The organism is Streptomyces palmae (assembly GCF_004684805.1).
GTDB classification, from domain to species: domain Bacteria; phylum Actinomycetota; class Actinomycetes; order Streptomycetales; family Streptomycetaceae; genus Streptomyces; species Streptomyces palmae.
Genome location: NZ_SRID01000094.1, coordinates 1 through 19,838 on the forward strand (window position 1 = coordinate 1; position 19,838 = coordinate 19,838).

Sequence of the window (19,838 nt, forward strand, 5' to 3'; positions counted from 1 at the left end):
GTGGGACGAGGTGGGACGGAAGGCGGCGGCGGGGTGGGGCAGGGCGCGTTGGCGTACTCCGCGTCGGTGCTCACCTGCACCCCTCTCGCGCCTTCGGGTTCTGCTTCGGCCGACAGTCGCGCCCACCCGGCCGGACATGCGGGCAACGTGTGCGAATTCAGCGCGAATTCAACGTCAATACAGGCGAAAAGCGGACATCACACCGCCGACCTGAGGTCGTGGCGTGCGCGACACTCTACGGGGCCACGCGCGGCCCGCGCATCGAACGTCCCCCTACCCCCGGCCGAACGCCTTCTGGCAAGCTGCGGTCATGTCCGCCGCCGCTTCCGACCGGGTCCGCTACAACCGGGCCACCGCCCATCTCGACGCGCCGCTGGCCATCGTGGATCTGCGGGCGTTCGACGCCAACGCGCGCGATCTGGCGCGGCGGGCCGGCGGCAAGCCGGTGCGGGTGGCCACCAAGTCGGTGCGCTGCCGGGCGCTGTTGGAGCGGGTGCTGGCGCAGGAGGGTTTCGCCGGACTGATGAGCTTCACGCTGGCCGAGTCGCTGTGGCTGGCCGAGAGCGGATTCCCCGATGTGCTGCTGGCGTACCCGTCCACCGACCGGGCGGGGTTCGCCCGGCTGACCGCGGACCCCCGGCTGGCCGCGGCCGTGACGGTGATGGTGGACGACCCGGCACAGCTGGATCTGATCGACGCCGCGCGCCGGGGCGGTGAGCGGGTGCGGGTCTGTCTGGAGTTGGACACCTCGCTGCACCTGCTGGGCGGCCGGATGCGGGTCGGGGCACGCCGCTCGCCGCTGCGCGAACCGCGCCAACTCGCGGGGCTGGCCCGTACCATCGCGCGGCGCCCGGGGTTCCGGTTGGTGGGGCTGATGGCGTACGAGGGGCATGTGGCGGGAGTGGGTGACGCGCCCGCCGGGCGGCCGGTGCGCGCGCGGGCGGTGCGGCTGATGCAGTCGGCCGCGCGCCGGGAGCTGGCGGCGCGGCGGGCGGCGGCGGTGCGGGCGGTACGGGCGGTGGCCGAGCTGGAGTTCGTCAACGGCGGTGGGACCGGCAGCGTGCAGCACACCGCGGCCGAGGACGCGGTGACCGAGCTCGCGGCGGGATCGGGGCTCTACCACCCGCGGCTGTTCGACGACTACACGTCGTTTCGGGGGCGTCCGGCCGCGCTGTTCGCCCAGCCGGTGGTGCGCCGGCCGGGTGCCGGGGTGGTGACGGTGCTCGGCGGCGGCTATCCGGCCTCCGGGGTGGCCGGGACGGACCGCCTCCCGGTGCCGTATCTGCCCGCGGGGCTGCGGTACGACCCCCAGGAAGGGGCGGGTGAGGTGCAGACGCCGCTGCTGGGGGTGCCCGCCGACGACCTGCTGGTGGGCGACAAGGTCTGGTTCCGGCATGCCAAGGCCGGGGAGTTGTGCGAGCGCTTCGAGCAGCTGCACCTGGTGGAGGGCGACCGGGTGGCGGCGGCGGTGCCGACCTACCGGGGCGAGGGCCGCACCTTCCTGTGAGCGGCCCCGCCCCGGTCAGGGCCGCCGGTCCGTGAGCGGCCTCGCCCCGGCCTGGGCGGCAGGTGTGAGCGCCTCCGCCCCGGTCGAGACATCCCCTGCGAGCCGCCCCGCCCCGGTCGAAACAGCCGGTCCGCGAGCCGACCCCGCCGGACGGCAAGGGGTCACACCGCCCCGTCGTCCTCGCTGTCCCCGAAGGCGCGGATGCCCTTGACGATCTCGTCCATGTCGTCGAGGGTCGGCGCCGTGCCGCTGGCGTCGAAGCCGAAGCGTACGAGGACCATGACGTCGGGCTTGGTGGGTGAGGGGAACACCAGGGACTGCACGATGCCGTCGGCGCCCTTCTTGGTGTCCACCTTCCAGCGCACCAGATAGCCCTGCTGCCCGGCGACGGTGACCGCCTCGGACTTGAGCTCCTGGTGCTTGTTGATGCCGCCGTAGATCTTCTTCTTGGTCCGCGGGTCGGTGCCGTAGGAGTCCTCGGCGTTGGCCGCGATGTCCTCCTTGGCGATGCCCTTCGGCGACTTGGCCTTGAAGCCGATGGCGGGGAAGGAGAACGCGCCGCCGGGGATGCAGTTCTGGGCCGGCAGGCTGGGGCAGGGGTAGGACTCCTCGGTGGTCACGCTGGCACCGGACTGGGTGCTGGCGCCCCGCCAGCCGTCCAGCACCGGCAGGGTGATGCCGCTGAGGGTGTCCTCGGCGATGCTCGGGTCGGCGGTGGGACCGCTGCTGGGGGCGTCGCTGGAGCCGCCGTCGGACTGGCCTCCGGAAGCCGAGGGCGGTGCGCTGGAGCTCGGCGGCACCGCCTTGTCGTCCTTGCCGTCCTTGTCGTCCCCACCGTCCTGGAGCAGCACCACTCCGCCGACGATCGCCGCGACCAGCACCGCTCCCGCGACCACCACCGCGGCGATCTTCGGGCCGCGGCCTCGGGGCGGACCGGCGGGCCCGGGCGGATAGCCGGGGACGGGGGCGTACCCCGGGGCGGCCGGCGGATAGCCGGGAGCGACGGGTGCCCCGGGTATGCCGGGGGCACCGGGCGCGCCGGCGGCCGGCGGCGTCAGGGGGGCGCCGTTCAGGGTGGCCGCGTCATGGACCGCCGGGGTGCGGCGGTGTTCGGTCCAGCCGGCGCCGTCCCACCAGCGCTCCGGAGCCGGGCCGGGGCCGGGATGGGTCGGGTCGGGGTACCAGCCGGGCGGCGTCGTCATGCTCACGGCCACAGCCTAGGGCTGTCGTTCCGCCCCGTACACACCCGGCCTCCGGACTCCTGGGTTCCTGGGGCCGGCGGCTTGGGGCACGGCCGGCCGGAGGGGGTCGTACGGGCGCGGCCGGGGCCGCGCGCCGCGTCCAGGCCCCCGTCACGGACGTCACCGGATCCCCCGCACAGGGGCGCCCCCGACCGCCCGGGGCCCTACAGCGGGGTGACGTAGGCCCCGGTGATCCCGCCGTCCACCAGGAACTCCGCGGCGTTCACGAACGAGGCGTCGTCGCTGGCCAGGAAGGCGACCGCGGCGGCGATCTCCTCGGGCTCGGCGAACCGGCCCACCGGTACGTGCACCAGTCGGCGGGCGGCGCGCTCCGGGTCCTTGGCGAACAGTTCCTTCAGCAGCGGCGTGTTGACCGGTCCCGGGCACAGCGCGTTGACCCGGATGCCCTCCCGGGCGAACTGCACGCCCAGCTCCCGGGACATCGCGAGCACCCCGCCCTTGGCGGCGGTGTAGCTGATCTGGGAGGTGGCGGCGCCCATCTTGGCCACGAAGGAGGCGGTGTTGACGATGGACCCCCTGCCCTGCCGCCGCATATGGGGGATGGCGGCCTTGCAGCACAGGTACACCGAGGTGAGGTTGGTTTCCTGGACGCGCTTCCAGGCCTCCAGCCCGGTCTCCAGGACGGAGCCGTCCTCGGGCGGCGAGATGCCGGCGTTGTTGAAGGCGATGTCGACCGAGCCGTAGGTGTCGAAGGCGGCCTGGAACAGCGCCTCGACCTGCTCGCCCTCGGTGACGTCGACGGAGACGAAGACCCCGCCGACCTCCTCGGCGGCGGCCTTGCCGGTCCGCTCGTCGATGTCGGCGCAGACCACGTTCGCCCCCTCCGCGGCGAGGCGGCGCGCGGTGGCCAGCCCGATGCCGCTGCCCGCCCCGGTGACGACGGCGGTACGGTCCACCAGGCGGCGGCAGACGGGGCCCGGCCCGGCCGGGGGCACAGCGGGGTTCCGGTCAGTGCTGGTCATGGGTGTTCAGACCTCCGTAGCGAGGAAGACGTTCTTGGTCTCGGTGAACGCGGTCAGGGCCTGCGGCCCCAGCTCCCGGCCCAGGCCGGACTGTTTGAAGCCGCCGAACGGCGTCCCGTAGCGGACACTGGCGTGCGAGTTGACGGAGAGGTTCCCGGCGGTGACGGCCCGGCTCATGCGCAGCGCCCGGCCCAGGTCGCGGGTCCAGATGGAGCCGGACAGGCCGTAGTCGGTGGCGTTGGCGAGCCGGACCGCCTCGGCCTCGTCGGCGAACGGGATCACCACCGCGACCGGGCCGAAGACCTCCTCGGTGGCGATGCGGTCCTCGGGGCGGCCCTCCAGCACGGTGGCCGGGTACCAGAAGCCCTTGCCGGCCGGGGCCTGGCCGCGGATGGCGGCGGGGGCGGTCTCGGTGACGAAGGTCCGTACCCGTTCGCGCTGGGCGGCGGAGATCAGCGGGCCCATACGGGTGGCGGGGTCGGCCGGGTCGCCCGCGGTGAAGGCGAGGACGCCGGGCTCCAGCAGTTCCAGGAAGCGGTCGTACACCGCGGACTGCACCAGGATCCGGCTGCGGGCGCAGCAGTCCTGGCCGGTGTTGTCCAGGAAGGAGCCGGGGGCGGCGGCCGCGGCGGCCTCCAGGTCGGCGTCGGCGAAAATGATGTTGGGGCTCTTGCCGCCGAGTTCCAGGGTCACCCGCTTCACCCTCTCGGCGCAGGTGGCCATGATGCCCTTGCCGACGGCGGTGGAGCCGGTGAAGACCACCTTGGCGACGCCGGGGTGCGAGACCAGGGCGTGCCCGGTCACCGGGCCCTCCCCGGGGAGTACCTGGAAGAGGTCTTCGGGGAGGCCGGCGTCCAGGGCGAGTTCGGCCAGTCGCAGGGCGGTGAGCGGGGTGGTCTCGGCCGGCTTGAGGAGGACCGCGTTGCCGGCGGCGAGGGCGGGGGCGGTGCCCCAGGCGGCGATGGGCATCGGGAAGTTCCACGGGGCGATGACGGCGACCACGCCCAGCGGCTCGTGGAAGGTGATGTCCACGCCGCCGGGTACCGGGATCTGGCTGCCGGTGAGCCGCTCCACGCCGCCGGCCGCGTAGTCGAGCAGATCGCGGACGTTGCCCGCCTCCCAGCGGGCGTTGCCGATCGGGTGCCCTGCCTCGCGGACCTCCAGGGCGGCGAGTTCCTCCTGGTGCCCGTCGACGGTGGCCGCGAAGCGGCGCAGCGCCCTGGCCCGGTCGCCGGGGGCCAGCGCGGCCCAGCCGGCCTGGGCCCGGGCGGCGCGCGCCACCGCGGTGCCCACCTCGGCCGGGGTGGTCACGGGGACGGTGGCGACGCACTCCTCGGTGGCCGGGTCGAGTACCTCGAGTTCGTGCACGGTCACGCCGCGAACCTCACATCCGTTCGAAGGAGCGGAACCGCTCCCAGTCGGTGATGGCGGTGTCGAAGGCCTCCTGTTCGACGCGCGCCATGTTCAGGTAGTGCCGGACGACCTCGTCCCCGAAGGCGGCGCGCGCCAACGGGCTGGCGCCCCAGCGTTCGGCCGCCTCGCGCAGGGTGGCGGGGACGTGCCGGGCGTCGCCGGTGTAGGCGTTGCCGGTGCAGGCCTCGGGGAGTTCCAACCGCTGCTCGACGCCGTGCAGTCCGGCGGCGACCATGCCGGCCACGGCCAGGTACGGGTTGACGTCGCCGCCGGGCAGCCGGTTCTCCAGCCGGTGGGCGGGGCCGCGGCCGATGACGCGCAGCGCGCAGGTGCGGTTGTCCGGGCCCCAGGCGACGGCGGTGGGGGCGAAGGAGCCGGGGCGGAAGCGCTTGTAGGAGTTGATGTTGGGTGCGTACAGCAGGGTGAAGTCGCGCAGCGCGGCGAGTTGTCCGGCCAGGAAGTGCCGCATCAGGGGCGACATGCCGTACGGCCCGGAGTCGTCGGCGAGCACCGGGCGTCCGGCCTCGTCGCGCAGCGAGAGGTGGATGTGGCAGGAGTTGCCCTCGCGCTCGTCGTACTTGGCCATGAAGGTGAGCGCCATGCCCTCCTGGGCGGCGATCTCCTTGGCGCCGGTCTTGTAGACGGCGTGCTGGTCGCAGGTGGCGAGCGCCTCGTCGTAGCGGAAGGCGATCTCGTGCTGGCCGAGGTTGCACTCGCCCTTGGCGGACTCCACGGTCATTCCGGCGGCGCCCATCTCGTTGCGGATGCGGCGCAGCAGCGGCTCGATGCGGCCGGTGCCCAGTACGGAGTAGTCGATGTTGTACTGGTTGGCCGGGCTCAGCTCGCGGTAGCCGCGGGACCAGGCGTCCTCGTAGGTGTCCTTGAAGACCAGGAACTCCAGCTCGGTGCCGACGTAGGCGGTCCAGCCGTGCTCGGCCAGCCGGTCGAGCTGGCGGCGCAGGATCTGGCGCGGGGAGGCGAGGACGGGTGAGCCGTCGTGCCAGGCGAGGTCGGCGGTGATGAGCGCGGTGCCCGGGTTCCAGGGGGTGCGGCGCAGGGTGGTGGGGTCGCCGTGCAGGGCGAAGTCGCCGTAGCCGCGCTCCCAGGAGGCCATGGCGTAGCCGTCGACGGTGTTCATGTCGGCGTCCACGGCCAGCAGGTAGTTGCAGCCCTCGGTGCCGTGTGCCAGCACCTCGTCGAGGAAGAAGCGGGCGGCGAACCGCTTGCCCTGGAGTCTGCCCTGCATGTCGGTGAAGGCGAGGACGACGGTGTCGATCTCCCCGGCGTCGACCCGTCGCGTCAACTCGTCGATGGAGAGCGGGGGCCTGCGGTCCGACACGGCGATGCCTCCCTGTGAGTGTGACTGGGGTCACAAGGTAGGCATAGGGGTCATCGATTGGGAAGTACGCACAGGGTGGCGGGAATCCCGCGTCGCGACCCGGAGCCGGAAGGATCCTCGTGTCCAAGCCTCTGATCGGCATCAGCACCTATCTGGAGTCCTCGACCCGATGGGGCGTGTGGGACCTGCCCGCGGCGCTGCTGCCGGCCGGGTACCACCGGCTGGTGCGGCACGCCGGCGGGATGACCGCGCAGCTGCCGCCGGACGAGCCCGCGCTGGCCCCGTCGATGGTGGCCCGGCTGGACGGGCTGGTGATCGCCGGCGGCCCGGATGTGGAGCCGGCGCGCTACGGCGCCGAGCCGCACCCGCGCACCGGTCCGCCCGCGCCGGAACGGGACGCCTGGGAACTCGCCCTGATCGAGGCGGCGTTGGCGGCCGGGCTGCCGCTGCTGGGGATCTGCCGGGGGATGCAGCTGCTGAACGTCGCCCGGGGCGGCACCCTCCGCCAGCACCTGGAGGCGCACGCGGGTCCGCCCGGGGCCTTTGTCCAGCACCCGGTTCGGGCGGTGCCCGGCACGCTGCTGGGGGGTGTGCTGCCGGAGCCGGTCACCGTCCCCACCTGCCACCACCAGGCGGTGGACCGGCTGGGCGAGGGGCTGGTGGTGTCCGGGTACGCCGAGGACGGCACGGTGGAGGCGGTGGAGCTGCCGGACGCCGCGGGCCTCGCGCTGGGGGTGCAGTGGCACCCCGAGATGGGGGACGATCCCCGGGTCATGGCGGCCCTGGTCACGGCGGCCCGCTGACCGACGGAGTACGCGGTTCCGCCGCCGTCCGAAGGCGGCGGAGCCACCACCGCCTCAGGACGGCGACCTCGCCGGTGAGCGGTCGGGGCCGTCCGGGGGTGTCCGCCGCACGTGCCGTGGATCGGCGCCGCGAAGGCTTCGATGCCCGGCCGGGCCTGGTGCCGGCCCGGCGCGTCGGGTGAGCTGTCCGGCTCCGGTTCAGCGGCCCACCGCGCAGAGGTGGTCGTCGGAGGTGGCGAAGTAGGCCGCCGTGTCGTCAGCGGCTACCGTGCCCGTGCATCCCTCGGTGGTGCGGTGCCAGCGCTCGGTACCGGTCACGGTGTCCACCGCGTACACCAGTCGTGCCGAGCGGTACCTGTCCGCGCGGCTGTCCGGGTCATCCGGGAGCGCGAGGCTGCCGAGGTAGAGGGTGGCTCCGGAGACCGTCGGGATCGCGGCACCGGAGGAGCCGCTGCCCGACGAGTAGTTCCCCCAGTCCGCGATCCGCTCCCCCGCCTCGACGGGGAAGCGCCAGCGGACGGAGCCGCTCCCGGGGTCCCGGGCGGTCAGGTACCCGTCCAGGGTGGTGGTGTACAGCGTGCCACCGGCGAGCGTGGGCGGCCCGAGGTCGGGCCCATCGTTCGCGGGGGGATCGGCGGACTCGCTCCAGCGGCGCTCGCCGGTGTCCAGGTCGACCGCGCTGACCGTGCCGTAGTTGACGGTGTAGGCCTGCCGGGCGTCGATGGTCAGGTACGGGGTGACATGGCCCTCGAACCGCCATTTCCGCTTGCCGGTCCGCGCGTTCACGGCATCCAGGTGGTTGACGGTCTCCCCCGTCGCCCCCACGCAGACGACGGTGTCGTTCGCGGCGGGCGCGGAGTCGATCCCCTCGGCCGGAGCGTAGAGCCACCTCCTCTTCCCGGTGGCCGCGTCGACGGCGTGCAGCCCGCCTCCCGACTGGGACGCGTACACCACGCCGCCCCTGACGGTGCACCATGCATGCGGGGCGTCGACGCCTCCCATCCTGTACGACCATCGCTTGTCGCCGTCGCGGATCCGGATCGCATGGAGGTGTCCGTCCAAATCGCAGACGCAGAGCACACCACCGGACGTGACCGCGGTCGCCACGAGCGGGGTCAGTGGCGCCTCGAACCGGACGGTCCACCGCCGCTCCCCCGTGACGGCGTCGAAACCGAGGACCGTGCCGTCACGGCTCAGGCAGACGACACCGTCGACCAGGATCACATCGGAGGGGTACTCGCTGGCCGGGATCGGCTTCTGCCAGAGGAGTGCGCCCGGTTTCGCACGCCGCCGGGTGGGGGACGACGAGGGCTTCGCGGTCGGCGGTGAGGAGGACGGCGGGGCGGAAGGGGATGTCGTGCGGGGGCGACCGCTTCCGGGTGCGGGCCCCGTCCCCGCCCCGAGTTCGTCCCTGCGGGGGGCGGGGTCGCTGCCGTGCAGCAGCCGTCGTACGCCGAGGCCGGCTCCCCCGAGGGCGACCGTGCCGCCGGCGACCGCGGTCAGGAGCGTACGGCGGGGCACGCCCCCCAGGAGGGGAACGGACTCGGGGGCCAGGGCGTCGAGGGCGGAGTCCGCCCGGCCGGGCAGCACGGCCCGGTTGCGGGCCAGCACGATCAGCCCGCCCGCGTTCCTGTTGCGCTGCTCCGGCAGGGGCCTGCGCTTCCCGCTCAGCTGCGCGTGCACATGCCGGTAGATGGTGTCCATGTCCAGCAGCGCGGGGCCGTCGGCGATGCCCCGTACGAGGGTGTCGATCAGCTCTCCGGTGAAGGCGGTGTACCTCTCACCCGGGAAGAACAGCGACTTGCGCGTCCCCGCCGTGGACATCAGCAGGCAGGCGCCGTCGATGAGGGCCTGGGCGGTGAGATGGCCGCCCGCGCCCATCTCACCGATCCGGGCACGGCCGCTGTAGCAGCTGTCCAGGACCACCACCTTCCGGCGAGCCGTGACGGCCGGGTCCAGAACCGCCCTTCGGACGTACTCGTACCGCAGCGCGGTGTCCGGTCGTCCCGGCTCGGTGGAGGGCAGCGCCAGGTACAGCTCGTCGGTGTACGGGTCGACCAGACCGTGGCCCGCGTAGTACACCACGAGGGTGTCGGTGGCCCGCGGAGCCTGGTCGTGCAGCGCGTCCAGGGCCGTCTGCGCGTGCTCGGGCTGGGCGACCACGGTGCAGTGGGAGGTCGGCAGCCCCCACACCGAGGGGTGCTCCAGCGCCTGGCGCAGCCCCATGAGGTTCTGCTCCACGGGTGGCAGATCGGGAAGCTTCCGGTAGGAATGGGCTCCGATCAGAATCGCTCGCGAGAGCGCCGGGTCCGGTAACGACACCACGGCTACGGACGCGCCGCGGAATCGTCGGGGCACGCGGGTGGATCGGCGTTCGCCGGTTGTTCGCCCAGTGCCTCCACGATCCGGCGAACCGCCTCCGGGTCGGCCGCGTCACCGGTCAACTCCACCCGCACGCCGCCTCGTTCAAGCCGGACGGCGGGTGGATTCGGCCGGGAGTCGCGCCAGGAGAGCACGGCGACCAGCAGACTGCCCAGCGCCATCACGTCGCTGACCACCGCGCTGATCGCTTCGAGGTCCGCGCCCATCTCCCCGGGGCGCGGCGACGCCGCCACCAGCGACAGACGCACCCGCCGGGTCGATTCCCGGTCCTGCGACACCCAACGGTGCAGCGAGGTCAGTGCCTGGTCGGCACCGGGGCCCGCCACAGCGATGCGAATCTCCACCCAGCCTCCCCCGAACGTGGTCGGGCCCGCCACGGGCTCGGACGCATTCTCACGAGACCGGGGCGCCCGGACTGGGGAACGGAGCCAGGACGCGGGCGAAGCCGCCGGCCCCGTCACCCGTCGGCCGAGGACCCGCCGGGCCTCACCGCTCGCGCGCGTAGTCGCGCTCGATCCGGGCGGTGTCCGCGGTGGTGTCCGCCGGGACCGGCCGGCGCCGCGGCGGGCCGGCGGGGGCGGCGACCGCCCGCCACCAGCGGTCCAGCGGCAGCCCCTTGGCGGGCTCGAAGGGCTGGCCGGGGCGGGGCATCACCACGGTGGCGCCGATCGCCTCGGCGGCGCTCACCGAGCCCTCGGCCGGCTCCTCCCAGGGGTGCGGGGCGAGGTTGAAGGTGCCCCAGTGGATCGGCAGCATGATCCCGGTGGGGGTACCGCCCTGGAGGTCCGCATGGGCGCGCAGACCCTCCGCCGGCTCCATGTGGATGTCGGGCCACAGGTGGGAGTAGGCACCGATCTGGATCATCGTGGCGTCGAACGGGCCGTGGGCCGCGCCGATGTCGGCGAAGCCGGGGAAGTACCCGGTGTCGCCGCTGTGGAACACCCGGTGCTCCGGGCCGGCCACCACCCAGGAGGCCCACAGGGTGTGCTGGGCGTTGCGCAGCGCCCGCCCGCAGAAGTGCCGGGCCGGGGTGGCGGTGAGGGTGAGGCCGCCGACGTCGGTGGACTCCTGCCAGTCCAGCTCGGTGACCCGGTGCGGCGGGACGCCCCAGTACTCCAGATGGGCGCCGACGCCCAGGGGCGCCACGAACCTCGCGCGGCTGCGCCGCAGCGCCCGGATGGTGGGCATGTCCAGGTGGTCGTAGTGGTCGTGGGAGATCACCACCGCGTCCAGCGGTCCCAGCTCGGCCAGCGGAGCCGGGACCGGGTGCAGCCGCTTGGGTCCGGCGAAGGTGAAGGGCGAGCAGCGCTCGCCCCAGACCGGGTCGAACAGCACCCGGTGCCCGTCGATCTCGGCCAGCACACTCGAATGGCCCATCCAGGTCAGCCGCAGCCCCGTCGCGGCGGGCTGGGCCAGCTCGGCGACGGTGGTGGGGTGGACCGGGACCGTGCCCGCCGGGGCCCTGCGGATCCGATCCTCCTTGCGGAAGTACGTGGGCAGGAAGGAGAGCATCGATCCGGCGGGCAGGTTCCGGACCCCCACCGGGTTGACGAAGGAACCGTTCACGAAGTGCGGAGACCGCCGGATCCGCGCCATCCGCTCCCCCACCGGCTCCGCCCCGAACGCGGCGGGGCGCAGCGCGGCCGGCCGGAAGCGGTGCGGCCCGCGGTCGTACTGCGGCTCGGACGCCTGGGAACCGGTCACGGCACCTCCAGAGTGAAGCGGGCAAGGCGATCTCATTATCCGCCGAATCCGGCCCGCACGGCTGATGATCTTCCGCCTCGGACGGCACCCGGATGGCCGCGGACCGCGGCCCTCCGGACTCGGGCGGCCCCGGTCCGGACGGGGCGCCCGCGGCCGTCCGCCGCCCCGGGCCGCGGGTCCCGCGGTTCAGTTCTTGCGGGCCACCCCGCCGTAGAAGCCGATGCGCCGCAGTTCCTCCGGGCTCGGCACCGGACCGTCCGGCCGCCACAGGGGCACCTGGACCAGTCCGGGGTCGAGCAGCTCGAAGCCCTCGAAGTAGGTGCTGATCTCGGCGTGCTCCCGGACGTTCATGGAGGCGGTGGAGTTCCGGTAGGCGCGCACCGTCTCCGGGAAGCCGCCGGGGTGGAAGTCCGCGGTGGCGTGCGAGAGCACCAGGTGGCTGCCGCTGGGCAGGGCGTCGCGCAGGGTGGCGACGATGCCGCGCGGGTCCTCGTCGTCGGAGACGAAGTGCAGTACGGCGACGAGCAGCAGGGCGACCGGCTGATCGAGGTCGATCATGTCCCGGACGGCCGGGGTGTCCAGGATGTCCTGGGGCTTGCGGACGTCACCCAGCGCGAAGCCGGTGTTGGGGGCGCTGGTCAGGCGGGCCCCCGCGTGGGTGGCCACGATCGGGTCGTTGTCGACGTACGCCACCCGCACCCGCGGATCCTCGGCGTGCGCCACCTCGTGGGTGTTGGGCGAGGTGGGGATGCCGGTGCCGATGTCGATGATCTGCCGGATGCCGGAGCGGACCGCGTACCGGACCGCCCGGCCCAGGAAGGCGCGGTTGGCCCGGGCGGTGGGGCGTATGTCGGGGACCTCGGCGAGCACCCGCTCGGCGGCGATCCGGTCGACCTCGTAGTTGTCCCTGCCGTCCAGGAAGTAGTCGTACATCCGGGCCGGGTGGGGCTTGCTGGTGTCGATCTGCTGGGGGGCGAAACTCTGGTCGGTCACACCGTCTCCTTGTTCCTCGTGGGGTGGCGTCAGGCGAGCAGGAAGTCGGCCTCGCCGGCCTTGGCACCCTGGATGAAGGTCCTCATCTCATGCCGGGTGTAGATCAAGGCGGGGCCGTCCGGGTCGGTGGACTGGCGCAGCGCCACCCGTCCGTCGCCCAACTTCATGGCCTCCACGCAGCTGCCCCCGTTACCGCCGCTCCACGGCTTGTGCCAGCCCTCGGTGCCGAGTTCCCTGGCCGGCATGCCGTTGTAGACGCGTATGCGGTCCCCGTGTATGCGATCCATGGTTCAGATCTCCTTGCGAATGCCATCCAGAACGGTCTGAATGGTCTGTGCGGGCGCGGCCTGCGCGCACATCCGGTCCAGTGCCTCCAGGAACACCGACACGTCATCGCGCTGGTCCATGTACACCGAGCCGACGAGGCTCTCGGTGTAGGCGATGTCCGGTAGTTCAGGGATCGGGAACCGGAAGATGTGGAACGGGCCGTACATGGCCGGATGCGGCCCGGCGGCGAACGGCATGATCTGGAGCCGGATGTGCTGCTGCGCGCCGGCCTCGATGAGCCGGTCGATCTGGGCGCGCATGATCTCCGGCCCGCCGATGGGGCGGCGCAGTACCGTTTCGTCCATCACCACCCACAGCAGGGGCGCGTCCTGGCGGGTGAGCAGTGCCTGGCGCTCCAGGCGCAGCGCGACCAGCCGGTCGATCTCCGCCTCGCCGGCCTGCGGCATGCCGGCCCGCAGCACGGCGCGCGCGTAGTCGGCGGTCTGGAGCAGTCCGGGTACGTAGTGGGGTTCGTAGGCGCGGATGATGCTGGCGGCACCCTCCAGGCTGACGAACGCGCTGAACCACTCGGGGAGCACATCGCGGAACCGGTGCCACCAGCCGCGCTGGTTGGCCTCCCGGGCCAGGGCGAGAAAGCTGTCGATCTCCTTGCCGTCGGTGACCCCATAGGTCGCCAGCAACTTCTCCACGTACGGGATTTTCAGGCCGACTTCGGCCTTTTCCATACGCCGAATAGTGGCATGGGTCACATCCAGCGCCGACCCGGCCTCCTCATAGGAGAGTCCGGCCTTCTCCCGAAGGTCCTGGAGTCGCTTGCCGAGTACGACTCTCAGAACGGTCGGGGCGCCGCCCGGCCGCATGTCCGCCACTCCCGCTCCCCTCTGCCGTTTTCAATCGATCAGCAGTCTGACACGTGCTCAGCGCGCCGGAACAGAGTGTCCAGTGCGATTCTGTAATTTGCAGATTGATCCTTGCCAGAAGTTACCCGGACAGTCATAGTTGCCGCGTGGCTCCTTCCTATGAGGCTCTCCGGTTAGGGCGTTCGGGTGGTGGATTTCTCACCCGTTGCCTCCAGGACGCGTTTCATCTCCCCGCTTTGAGCACCTCGGTCGCGGAGGCCAGAAGGCTCGTCCTGACCCGGCTGCGTGACTGGGAGTTCGACCAGGAGGTCCGGGACAACGCCGAGTTGGTGGTCTCCGAACTGTTCACCAACGCGGTACGCCACACCTCGAGCGATGAGGTCCGCTGCGAACTGCGCGTCTACGGCGGGCGGTTGCGGCTGGAGGTCGCCGACCAGGGGTGCGCGCGCACCGAGCCGCGGGCCCGCCTGGTGAGCGCGGACCAGGAGGGCGGGCGCGGGCTGATGCTGGTGGAGGCGCTCTCCACCTCCTGGGGCGTACGCACCCATCCCTCCGGCCGGGGCCGGGTGGTCTGGGCCTATCTGAGCTGAACCGGCGTCGCGCAGGTACACCGCGGCCGCGGCACCCCGAGCGGGATGCCGCGGCCGCGGTGTACCGGCTGCCGTGCCAGGGCCGGCGGGGCTACCGGAAGGGCAGCAGGTCGGGCCGCTTGGCCGAGACGTGGTCGCCCGAGGACTCCCCGCGCAGCCGGCGCCCGATCCAGGGCACCAGATGCTCCCGGGCCCAGTGGATGTTGTCCCGGCGCACCTCGGCCGGGGTCCGTGTGTCCTCCTGCGGCCACGGCTGGTCCGGGTCGGCCGGCACCCTCAGGCCCAGCACCTGGGCGGCGCGCAGCGCGACCCGGGTGTGGCCGTCGGCCGACAGGTGCAGCCGGTCGTCGCTCCAGGCCCGGCGGTCCTGCACCGAGCGCAGGGACCACAGGTCGAGCACCGGGCAGTCGTGCCGGTCGGCGATGGCCCGCACATGGGCCGTGTAGGTCGCGATCTTGCCGCGCAGGTGCCGCAGCACCGGCACGCCGCGGGTGTCGAAGCCGGTGCACACCAGCACCGTGCCCACCGAGCCGACCAGGTCGGCGACCGCGGCCTCGTAGCGCTCGGCGATGGCGTCCGGGTCGCTGCCCGGTCGCAGGATGTCGTTGCCGCCGGCGCAGAAGCTCACCAGGTCCGGGGCGAGCTCCTTGGCGCGCGGCACCTGCTCCGCGACGATCTGGTCCAGCAGCCGCCCGCGGACGGCGAGGTTGGCGTAGCGGAAGTCGTCGTATCCGGTGTCGTCGTATCCGGTGTCGTCGGGGGTGTCGGGGGCCGCGCCGGCCGGGTCCGCCGCCGCGCGCGCCGAGGCGTGCCGGTCGGAGAGGAGAATGGCCAGCCGGTCGGCCCAGCCGACGAAGGCTCCGTCGGGCCCGGGGTCGCCAACGCCCTCGGTGAAACTGTCGCCGACGGCTGCGTACGACCCGATCGCGTCTATGGTCAATCTCTTCGAATCGTCTGCCACGTCAGCACATCCTTCACCCTCGGAAGTGACTTACGCCACCGTAACCAGGGGTTGACGAGGCGTGATGTATCCCACCCGGCCATATTCGGCGAACCTGGAATACGCGGGCGGCATCCCCGGTGGTTCGAACGTACGGGCGGCGGGGAGGGGTCGGGCAGGCGGGCCCACGGCCCTCCGCGGTCGCGGCCGCCACCGCACCCAGGGCACGGCCGCGCCGCACCCCCGTGACGTAAGGTCGACCAGGCCGTGACTCGCCGACCGCACCCGGCCGGACCGGCGACCGAACCAGAGGAGCGCCCGTGACGCAGACTCCGCAGGACTACGTCCAGGACCACACCGCGCAGGTGCCGGCGGCCAAGCCCGCCCTCACCGGCGTCCGCAACTTCCGGGACGTGGGCGGCCTCCCCGCCGCCGGCGGCCGGCGGGTGCGGCCCGGGGTGCTGTTCCGCAGCGGTCATCTGGCGCACGCCACCGCCGAGGACGCGGCCTTCCTGGGGGGCCTGGGGCTGCACACGGTCTTCGACTTCCGCAACGCGGCGGACATCCGGCTGGAGGGCCCGGACGTGGCGCTGCCCGGGGTGCGGAACCTGAACATCCCGCTCAGCGACCCGGCCGACGGCGCCGGCTTCTGGAAGATGGTCCGCGAGGGCGACCTGCCCACCCTGCGCGAGCTGCTCGCTGACGGCAAGGCGGCGGGGCGGATGACCGCCTCGTACCGGCACACCATCCGCAGCCGCACCGCCGAGCACTCCCGGCTGCTGACCACCCTGGCCGACGGCAGCTCCCCCGCACTGCTGCACTGCTCGGCGGGAAAGGACCGGGCCGGGCTGTCCATCGCGGTCATCCTGCTCGCCCTCGGTGTCGACCGGGACGCCATCGAGGCCGACTACCTGGAGTCGGCCGCCCGGCACCACCGCTACAAGGTGTGGCGCACCTCCACCGCCGAGGACGCCATGTCGCCGGAGGTCATGGAGCTGCTCGACCCGCTCTTCGACGCCCGGGTGGAGTACCTGGCCGCCGCCTACGCGGCGATCGAGGAGATGTGGGGCGGCGTGGAGGGCTATCTGCGCCAGGGCCTGGGGATGGACGCCGCCACCCGGGAGCGGCTGCACGATCGGCTGCTCACCGGCTGATCCGGCCACCGGGCGGCACGTCCGGGACGCCGGTGGATCGACCCGCACCCGCCCGGCGCGGCCCCGGCCGCGACCGGTGCGGCCGGCCGGGGTGTCCGGCTCAGCGATTGGCCACCGCCTGCTTCACCAGGGTGCGGCCGAACTCCCACATCAGCCCGCCCCCCGCGTGCGCCTCGTCCATCACCGCGGTGAACGCCGCCACGAACCGCTCCACCTCCGGCTCCCCGATGATCAGGGGCGGAATCAACTTGATGACCTCCAGGTGGTCCCCGGAGACCTGGGTGAGGATGCGGTGCCGCTGGAGCAGCGGCACCACCACCATCTGGGCGAACAGCCCCTTGCGGGCCGCCTGGAGCATCGTCCAGCGGCTGCGCAGCCCCAGTGACCGGGGCCTGCCGAACTCGATGCCGATCATCAGGCCGCGCCCGCGTACCTCGTGCAGCATCTCGTACCGGTCCACCAGGGCGGCCAGCCGGGTGCGCAGCAGGTCGCCGGTCCGGCGGGCGCGCTCGACGATCTGCTCGTCCTCCATGACCGCGAGCACCGCGAGGCCGGCCGCCATCGCCTGGGCGTTGGACCCGAAGCTGGCGGAGTGCACCAGCACCCGGTCCATGGCGGAGTAGACCTTCTTGAAGATCCAGTCCTTGCCGAGGGTGGCCCCCACGGGGACATAGCCGCCGGAGAGCGCCTTGGCCACGCAGACCAGGTCGGGTTCGACGCCCTCCTCGTGCTGGTACGCGAAGAAGGTGCCGGTGCGCCCCAGGCCGGTCTGCACCTCGTCCGCGATCAGCAGCGCCTTGTGGCGGTGCAGCAGTTCCTGGGCGGCGCGCAGGAACCCGGGCGGCGCGGTGTGCACCCCCTTGCCCTGGATGGGCTCCACCACGAAGCCCGCGACATCGCCCCGCTTCAACTCGCGCTCCAGCGCCGCGAGGTCGCCCAGTTCGACGGCGGTGTCGGGCAGCAGCGGGGCGAACCCCCGGCGGAAGCCCTCCTCACCGTTGACCGAGAGGGAACCGGTGGTCAGCCCGTGGAAGGCGTGCGAGCAGTACAGCATGCGGCGGCGCCCGGTGGCGTAGCGGGCGAACTTCAGCGCGGTCTCCACCGCCTCGGTGCCGCTGTTGCCGAAGAAGACGCGGTCCAGGTGGGGGGCGTACCGCAGCAGCCGTTCGGCCAGCAGCCCGGGCAGCGGCGGGCAGTCGAACCGGGTGAGGTCGGCGAGCTGGGCGTCGAGTACGTCGTGCAGCGCCTGGCGCACCACCGGGTGGTGGCGGCCCAGCCCCATCACCCCGAAACCGGCCAGCATGTCCAGGTAGTCCTGGCCCTCGGTGTCCCAGAAGTACGCGCCCTCGGCCCGCTCGTAGACCTTGTCGAAGCCGATGGTGCGTAGCATCCGCGGGAGTTGGTGGTTGAGGTGGCGGCTGTGCAGTTCGTACCGCTCGGCGCCGCGCTCGGCGAGGAGCGCGGCGAGGTCGAATCCGGAGCGGGGCGGCCGGGCGGTGCTCATCTGCCGTTCTCCTTCGCTGCCCAGGTGGCGCCGATACGGTCGGCGATCTGTGTCGGGGTCAGTCCGATGCCGTCGAGCACCTCGCTCCGCCCGGCGTGGTCCAGGAACCGCTCGGGGACGCCGAAGGTGCGTACCGGGAGGTCGGCGCCGGCGTCCCGGAGCGCCTGCGCCACCGCGGCGCCGACGCCGCCGCTGCGGACGCCGTCCTCGATGACGGCCACCAGCCGGTGCCGGCTCGCCAGCCCGGGCAGGGCCGGGTCCACCGGCTTGACCCAGCGCGGGTCGACCACCGTGCAGGGCAGTCCGCGCTCGCCCAGCAGCTCGGCCGCCGACAGGGCCACCGCGGCCATCACGCCCACCGCCACCAGCAGCACCGCACCGGGCTCGGTGGCCTCCGCGCCGGCGTCCGGCTGCTGGGGGACGCCCGGGACGACCGGCTCCCCCCAGCGCAGCACGTCCATGCCGCCGACCCGGCCGAGCGCCGGCAGCGCCGGTCCCACCGTCTCCTTGGGGTAGCGGACCACGGTGGGCGCGTCGGACACGTCGATCGCCTCCCGCAGTTGGGCGCGCAGCTGGTCGGCGTCGCGCGGGGCGGCGATCCGCAGCCCGGGCACCACCTGGAGGATCGACATGTCCCACATGCCGTTGTGGCTGGCCCCGTCGGTGCCGGTGATGCCGGCCCGGTCCAGGACGAAGGTCACCCCGCACCTGTGCAGCGCCACGTCCATCAGCACCTGGTCGAAGGCGCGGTTGAGGAAGGTGGCGTAGACGGCGACCACCGGGTGCAGCCCGCCGGTGGCCAGCCCCGCCGCCGAGACCGCCGCGTGCTGCTCGGCGATGCCCACGTCCCACACCCGGTCGGGGAACTTCTCCGCGAAGCCGCCGAGTCCGACCGGGTCCAGCATGGCGGCGGTGAGCGCCACCACATCGGGCCGCTCGTCGCCGATCCGCACCATCTCGTCGCCGAAGACCGAGGTCCACGACTGGCCGCCGGCGGGCAGCAGCGGCTCGCCGGTGACCGGGTCGATGGCGCCGACGGTGTGGAAGCGGTCGGCCTCGTCCTCCAGGGCCGGCCGGTAGCCGCGGCCCTTGGCGGTGATGCAGTGGACGAGCACCGGGCCGTGGAAGCGCTGGGCCCGGCGCAGGGCGGACTCCAGGGCGGCGATGTCATGGCCGTCGACCGGGCCCAGGTACTTCAGTCCCAGGTCCTCGAACATGCCCTGCGGGGCGAAGGCGTCCTTGAAGCCCTTCTTGGCCCCGTGCAGCGACTCGTAGAGCGGCCGGCCGACCACCGGGGTGCGGTGGAGCACCTCCTTGCCCCAGGCCAGCACCCGCTCGTAGCCGTCGGTGGTGCGCAGGGCGGCCAGGTGGTCGGCGAGGCCGCCGATGGTGGGCGCGTAGGACCGCTCGTTGTCGTTGACCACGATGATCAGCGGGCGGTCCTCGGCGGCGGCGATGTTGTTCAGCGCCTCCCAGGCCATGCCGCCGGTGAGCGCGCCGTCGCCGATCACCGCCACCACGTGCCGCCCGCCGAGGCCGAGCAGCTCGTTGGCCTTGGCCAGGCCGTCGGCCCAGCCCAGGGCGGTGGAGGCGTGGCTGTTCTCGATGACGTCGTGCTCGGACTCGGCGCGGCTGGGGTAGCCGGACAGCCCGCCCTTGCCGCGCAGGGCGGAGAAGTCCTGGCGGCCGGTGAGCAGTTTGTGGACGTAGGACTGGTGCCCGGTGTCCCACAGGACGCGGTCGGCGGGCGAGTCGAAGACCCGGTGCAGGGCGATCGACAGTTCCACCACGCCGAGGTTGGGCCCGAGGTGGCCGCCGGTCCGGGCCACGGCGTGGACCAGGAACCGGCGGATCTCCGCGGCGAGCGGGCCCAGTTGCCCCGGGGCCAGCGCCTTGAGGTCGCGCGGGCCCCGGACGTTCTCCAGGAGTGACATGCTCGGTCCCCCTCTTCGCCGGCTCAGCTCACGCTCACATCGGGCAGCCCGGACGGGACCCCCTCCTTCTCCATCCGTTCGGCGATCTTCATGGCCTCCTCGATCAGGGTCTCCACGATCTTCGACTCCGGCACGGTCTTGATGACCTCGCCCTTCACGAAGATCTGCCCCTTGCCGTTGCCCGAGGCCACGCCCAGATCGGC

The 19,838-nt window shown here is 73.0% G+C and carries 17 protein-coding genes and 1 pseudogene; 4 read left to right on the plus strand and 14 right to left on the minus strand.

Going from position 1 to position 19,838, the window contains the following annotated elements; translation table 11 throughout:
- Nucleotides 1-310: 310 nt before the first annotated feature.
- Nucleotides 311-1,507 (plus strand): amino acid deaminase/aldolase, encoded by a 1,197-nt coding sequence (locus E4099_RS12815; protein WP_135339147.1) that lies wholly within the window; start codon nucleotides 311-313, stop codon nucleotides 1,505-1,507.
- A 161-nt stretch (nucleotides 1,508-1,668) separates the two neighbouring features.
- Here the strand turns inward: E4099_RS12815 and E4099_RS12820 are convergent, their stop codons facing one another.
- The 4 genes from E4099_RS12820 to E4099_RS12835 form a co-directional block, all read right to left on the minus strand.
- A complete protein-coding gene (locus tag E4099_RS12820) occupies nucleotides 1,669-2,709 on the minus strand; it encodes a DUF2510 domain-containing protein (protein ID WP_135339160.1) in 1,041 nt (346 codons plus the stop codon).
- A 203-nt stretch (nucleotides 2,710-2,912) separates the two neighbouring features.
- Nucleotides 2,913-3,731 (minus strand): 3-oxoacyl-ACP reductase, encoded by an 819-nt coding sequence (locus E4099_RS12825; RefSeq protein ID WP_135339148.1) that lies wholly within the window; start codon nucleotides 3,729-3,731, stop codon nucleotides 2,913-2,915.
- 6 nt (nucleotides 3,732-3,737) lie between these two features.
- Complete coding sequence (locus tag E4099_RS12830; protein ID WP_386389196.1) at nucleotides 3,738-5,105, minus strand: aldehyde dehydrogenase family protein; 1,368 nt, start codon at nucleotides 5,103-5,105, stop codon at nucleotides 3,738-3,740.
- A gap of 10 nt (nucleotides 5,106-5,115) precedes the next feature.
- The gene (locus tag E4099_RS12835) at nucleotides 5,116-6,483 is read right to left on the minus strand and encodes a glutamine synthetase family protein (protein ID WP_135339149.1); all 1,368 of its coding nucleotides are present in this window, start codon (nucleotides 6,481-6,483) and stop codon (nucleotides 5,116-5,118) included.
- A 119-nt stretch (nucleotides 6,484-6,602) separates the two neighbouring features.
- Between E4099_RS12835 and E4099_RS12840 the strand changes: the two genes are divergently transcribed.
- A complete protein-coding gene (locus E4099_RS12840; RefSeq protein WP_135339150.1) occupies nucleotides 6,603-7,286 on the plus strand; it encodes a gamma-glutamyl-gamma-aminobutyrate hydrolase family protein in 684 nt (227 codons plus the stop codon).
- A gap of 198 nt (nucleotides 7,287-7,484) precedes the next feature.
- On the opposite strand, the gene E4099_RS12845 is transcribed toward E4099_RS12840, so the two are convergent.
- The 6 genes from E4099_RS12845 to E4099_RS12870 all read right to left on the minus strand — a co-directional run bounded on the left by E4099_RS12845 (nucleotide 7,485) and on the right by E4099_RS12870 (nucleotide 13,522).
- Nucleotides 7,485-9,644: a caspase, EACC1-associated type gene (locus E4099_RS12845; protein WP_135339151.1), complete on the minus strand. Its 2,160-nt coding sequence runs from the start codon at nucleotides 9,642-9,644 to the stop codon at nucleotides 7,485-7,487.
- Nucleotides 9,614-10,012, minus strand: a complete 399-nt coding sequence (locus E4099_RS12850) for an effector-associated constant component EACC1 (RefSeq protein WP_135339152.1) — start codon at nucleotides 10,010-10,012, stop codon at nucleotides 9,614-9,616. Before E4099_RS12850 ends, E4099_RS12845 begins: the two co-directional genes overlap by 31 nt.
- 142 nt (nucleotides 10,013-10,154) lie before the next feature.
- Nucleotides 10,155-11,372 (minus strand): MBL fold metallo-hydrolase, encoded by a 1,218-nt coding sequence (locus E4099_RS12855; RefSeq protein ID WP_386389192.1) that lies wholly within the window; start codon nucleotides 11,370-11,372, stop codon nucleotides 10,155-10,157.
- Nucleotides 11,373-11,558: 186 nt separating this feature from the next.
- A complete protein-coding gene (locus E4099_RS12860) occupies nucleotides 11,559-12,365 on the minus strand; it encodes an SAM-dependent methyltransferase (RefSeq protein ID WP_209446606.1) in 807 nt (268 codons plus the stop codon).
- A gap of 29 nt (nucleotides 12,366-12,394) precedes the next feature.
- Nucleotides 12,395-12,652, minus strand: a complete 258-nt coding sequence (locus tag E4099_RS12865) for a DUF397 domain-containing protein (RefSeq protein WP_135339154.1) — start codon at nucleotides 12,650-12,652, stop codon at nucleotides 12,395-12,397.
- Between the two features lie 3 nt (nucleotides 12,653-12,655).
- Nucleotides 12,656-13,522 (minus strand): helix-turn-helix domain-containing protein, encoded by an 867-nt coding sequence (locus E4099_RS12870; protein WP_135339155.1) that lies wholly within the window; start codon nucleotides 13,520-13,522, stop codon nucleotides 12,656-12,658.
- A 227-nt stretch (nucleotides 13,523-13,749) separates the two neighbouring features.
- Here E4099_RS12870 and E4099_RS12875 point away from each other — a divergent pair, with 227 nt between their 5' ends.
- The gene (locus E4099_RS12875) at nucleotides 13,750-14,103 is read left to right on the plus strand and encodes an ATP-binding protein (RefSeq protein WP_245244799.1); all 354 of its coding nucleotides are present in this window, start codon (nucleotides 13,750-13,752) and stop codon (nucleotides 14,101-14,103) included.
- 91 nt (nucleotides 14,104-14,194) lie between these two features.
- On the opposite strand, the gene E4099_RS12880 is transcribed toward E4099_RS12875, so the two are convergent.
- A complete protein-coding gene (locus tag E4099_RS12880) occupies nucleotides 14,195-15,064 on the minus strand; it encodes an SGNH/GDSL hydrolase family protein (protein WP_135339156.1) in 870 nt (289 codons plus the stop codon).
- A gap of 299 nt (nucleotides 15,065-15,363) precedes the next feature.
- Between E4099_RS12880 and E4099_RS12885 the strand changes: the two genes are divergently transcribed.
- Nucleotides 15,364-16,197 (plus strand): tyrosine-protein phosphatase, encoded by an 834-nt coding sequence (locus tag E4099_RS12885; RefSeq protein ID WP_135339157.1) that lies wholly within the window; start codon nucleotides 15,364-15,366, stop codon nucleotides 16,195-16,197.
- Nucleotides 16,198-16,297: 100 nt separating this feature from the next.
- Here the strand turns inward: E4099_RS12885 and E4099_RS12890 are convergent, their stop codons facing one another.
- The 3 genes and pseudogenes from E4099_RS12890 to E4099_RS12900 form a co-directional block, all read right to left on the minus strand.
- Nucleotides 16,298-17,701: an aspartate aminotransferase family protein gene (locus E4099_RS12890; RefSeq protein WP_135339158.1), complete on the minus strand. Its 1,404-nt coding sequence runs from the start codon at nucleotides 17,699-17,701 to the stop codon at nucleotides 16,298-16,300.
- The gene (gene dxs / locus E4099_RS12895) at nucleotides 17,698-19,635 is read right to left on the minus strand and encodes a 1-deoxy-D-xylulose-5-phosphate synthase (protein ID WP_135339159.1); all 1,938 of its coding nucleotides are present in this window, start codon (nucleotides 19,633-19,635) and stop codon (nucleotides 17,698-17,700) included. Before dxs ends, E4099_RS12890 begins: the two co-directional genes overlap by 4 nt.
- Nucleotides 19,636-19,658: 23 nt before the next feature.
- A pseudogene (locus tag E4099_RS12900) lies at nucleotides 19,659-19,838 on the minus strand (flavodoxin-dependent (E)-4-hydroxy-3-methylbut-2-enyl-diphosphate synthase); the annotation flags it as partial.

Excerpts from the sequence above, each read along its gene's own strand:
- dxs (WP_135339159.1), bottom strand. The coding sequence starts at position 19,635 with ATGTCACTCCTGGAGAACGTCCGGGGCCCGCGCGACCTCAAGGCGCTG.
- E4099_RS12820 (WP_135339160.1), bottom strand. The coding sequence starts at position 2,709 with ATGACGACGCCGCCCGGCTGGTACCCCGACCCGACCCATCCCGGCCCC.
- E4099_RS12865 (WP_135339154.1), bottom strand. The coding sequence starts at position 12,652 with ATGGATCGCATACACGGGGACCGCATACGCGTCTACAACGGCATGCCG.
- E4099_RS12825 (WP_135339148.1), bottom strand. The coding sequence starts at position 3,731 with ATGACCAGCACTGACCGGAACCCCGCTGTGCCCCCGGCCGGGCCGGGC.
- E4099_RS12890 (WP_135339158.1), bottom strand. The coding sequence starts at position 17,701 with ATGAGCACCGCCCGGCCGCCCCGCTCCGGATTCGACCTCGCCGCGCTC.
- E4099_RS12815 (WP_135339147.1), top strand. The coding sequence starts at position 311 with ATGTCCGCCGCCGCTTCCGACCGGGTCCGCTACAACCGGGCCACCGCC.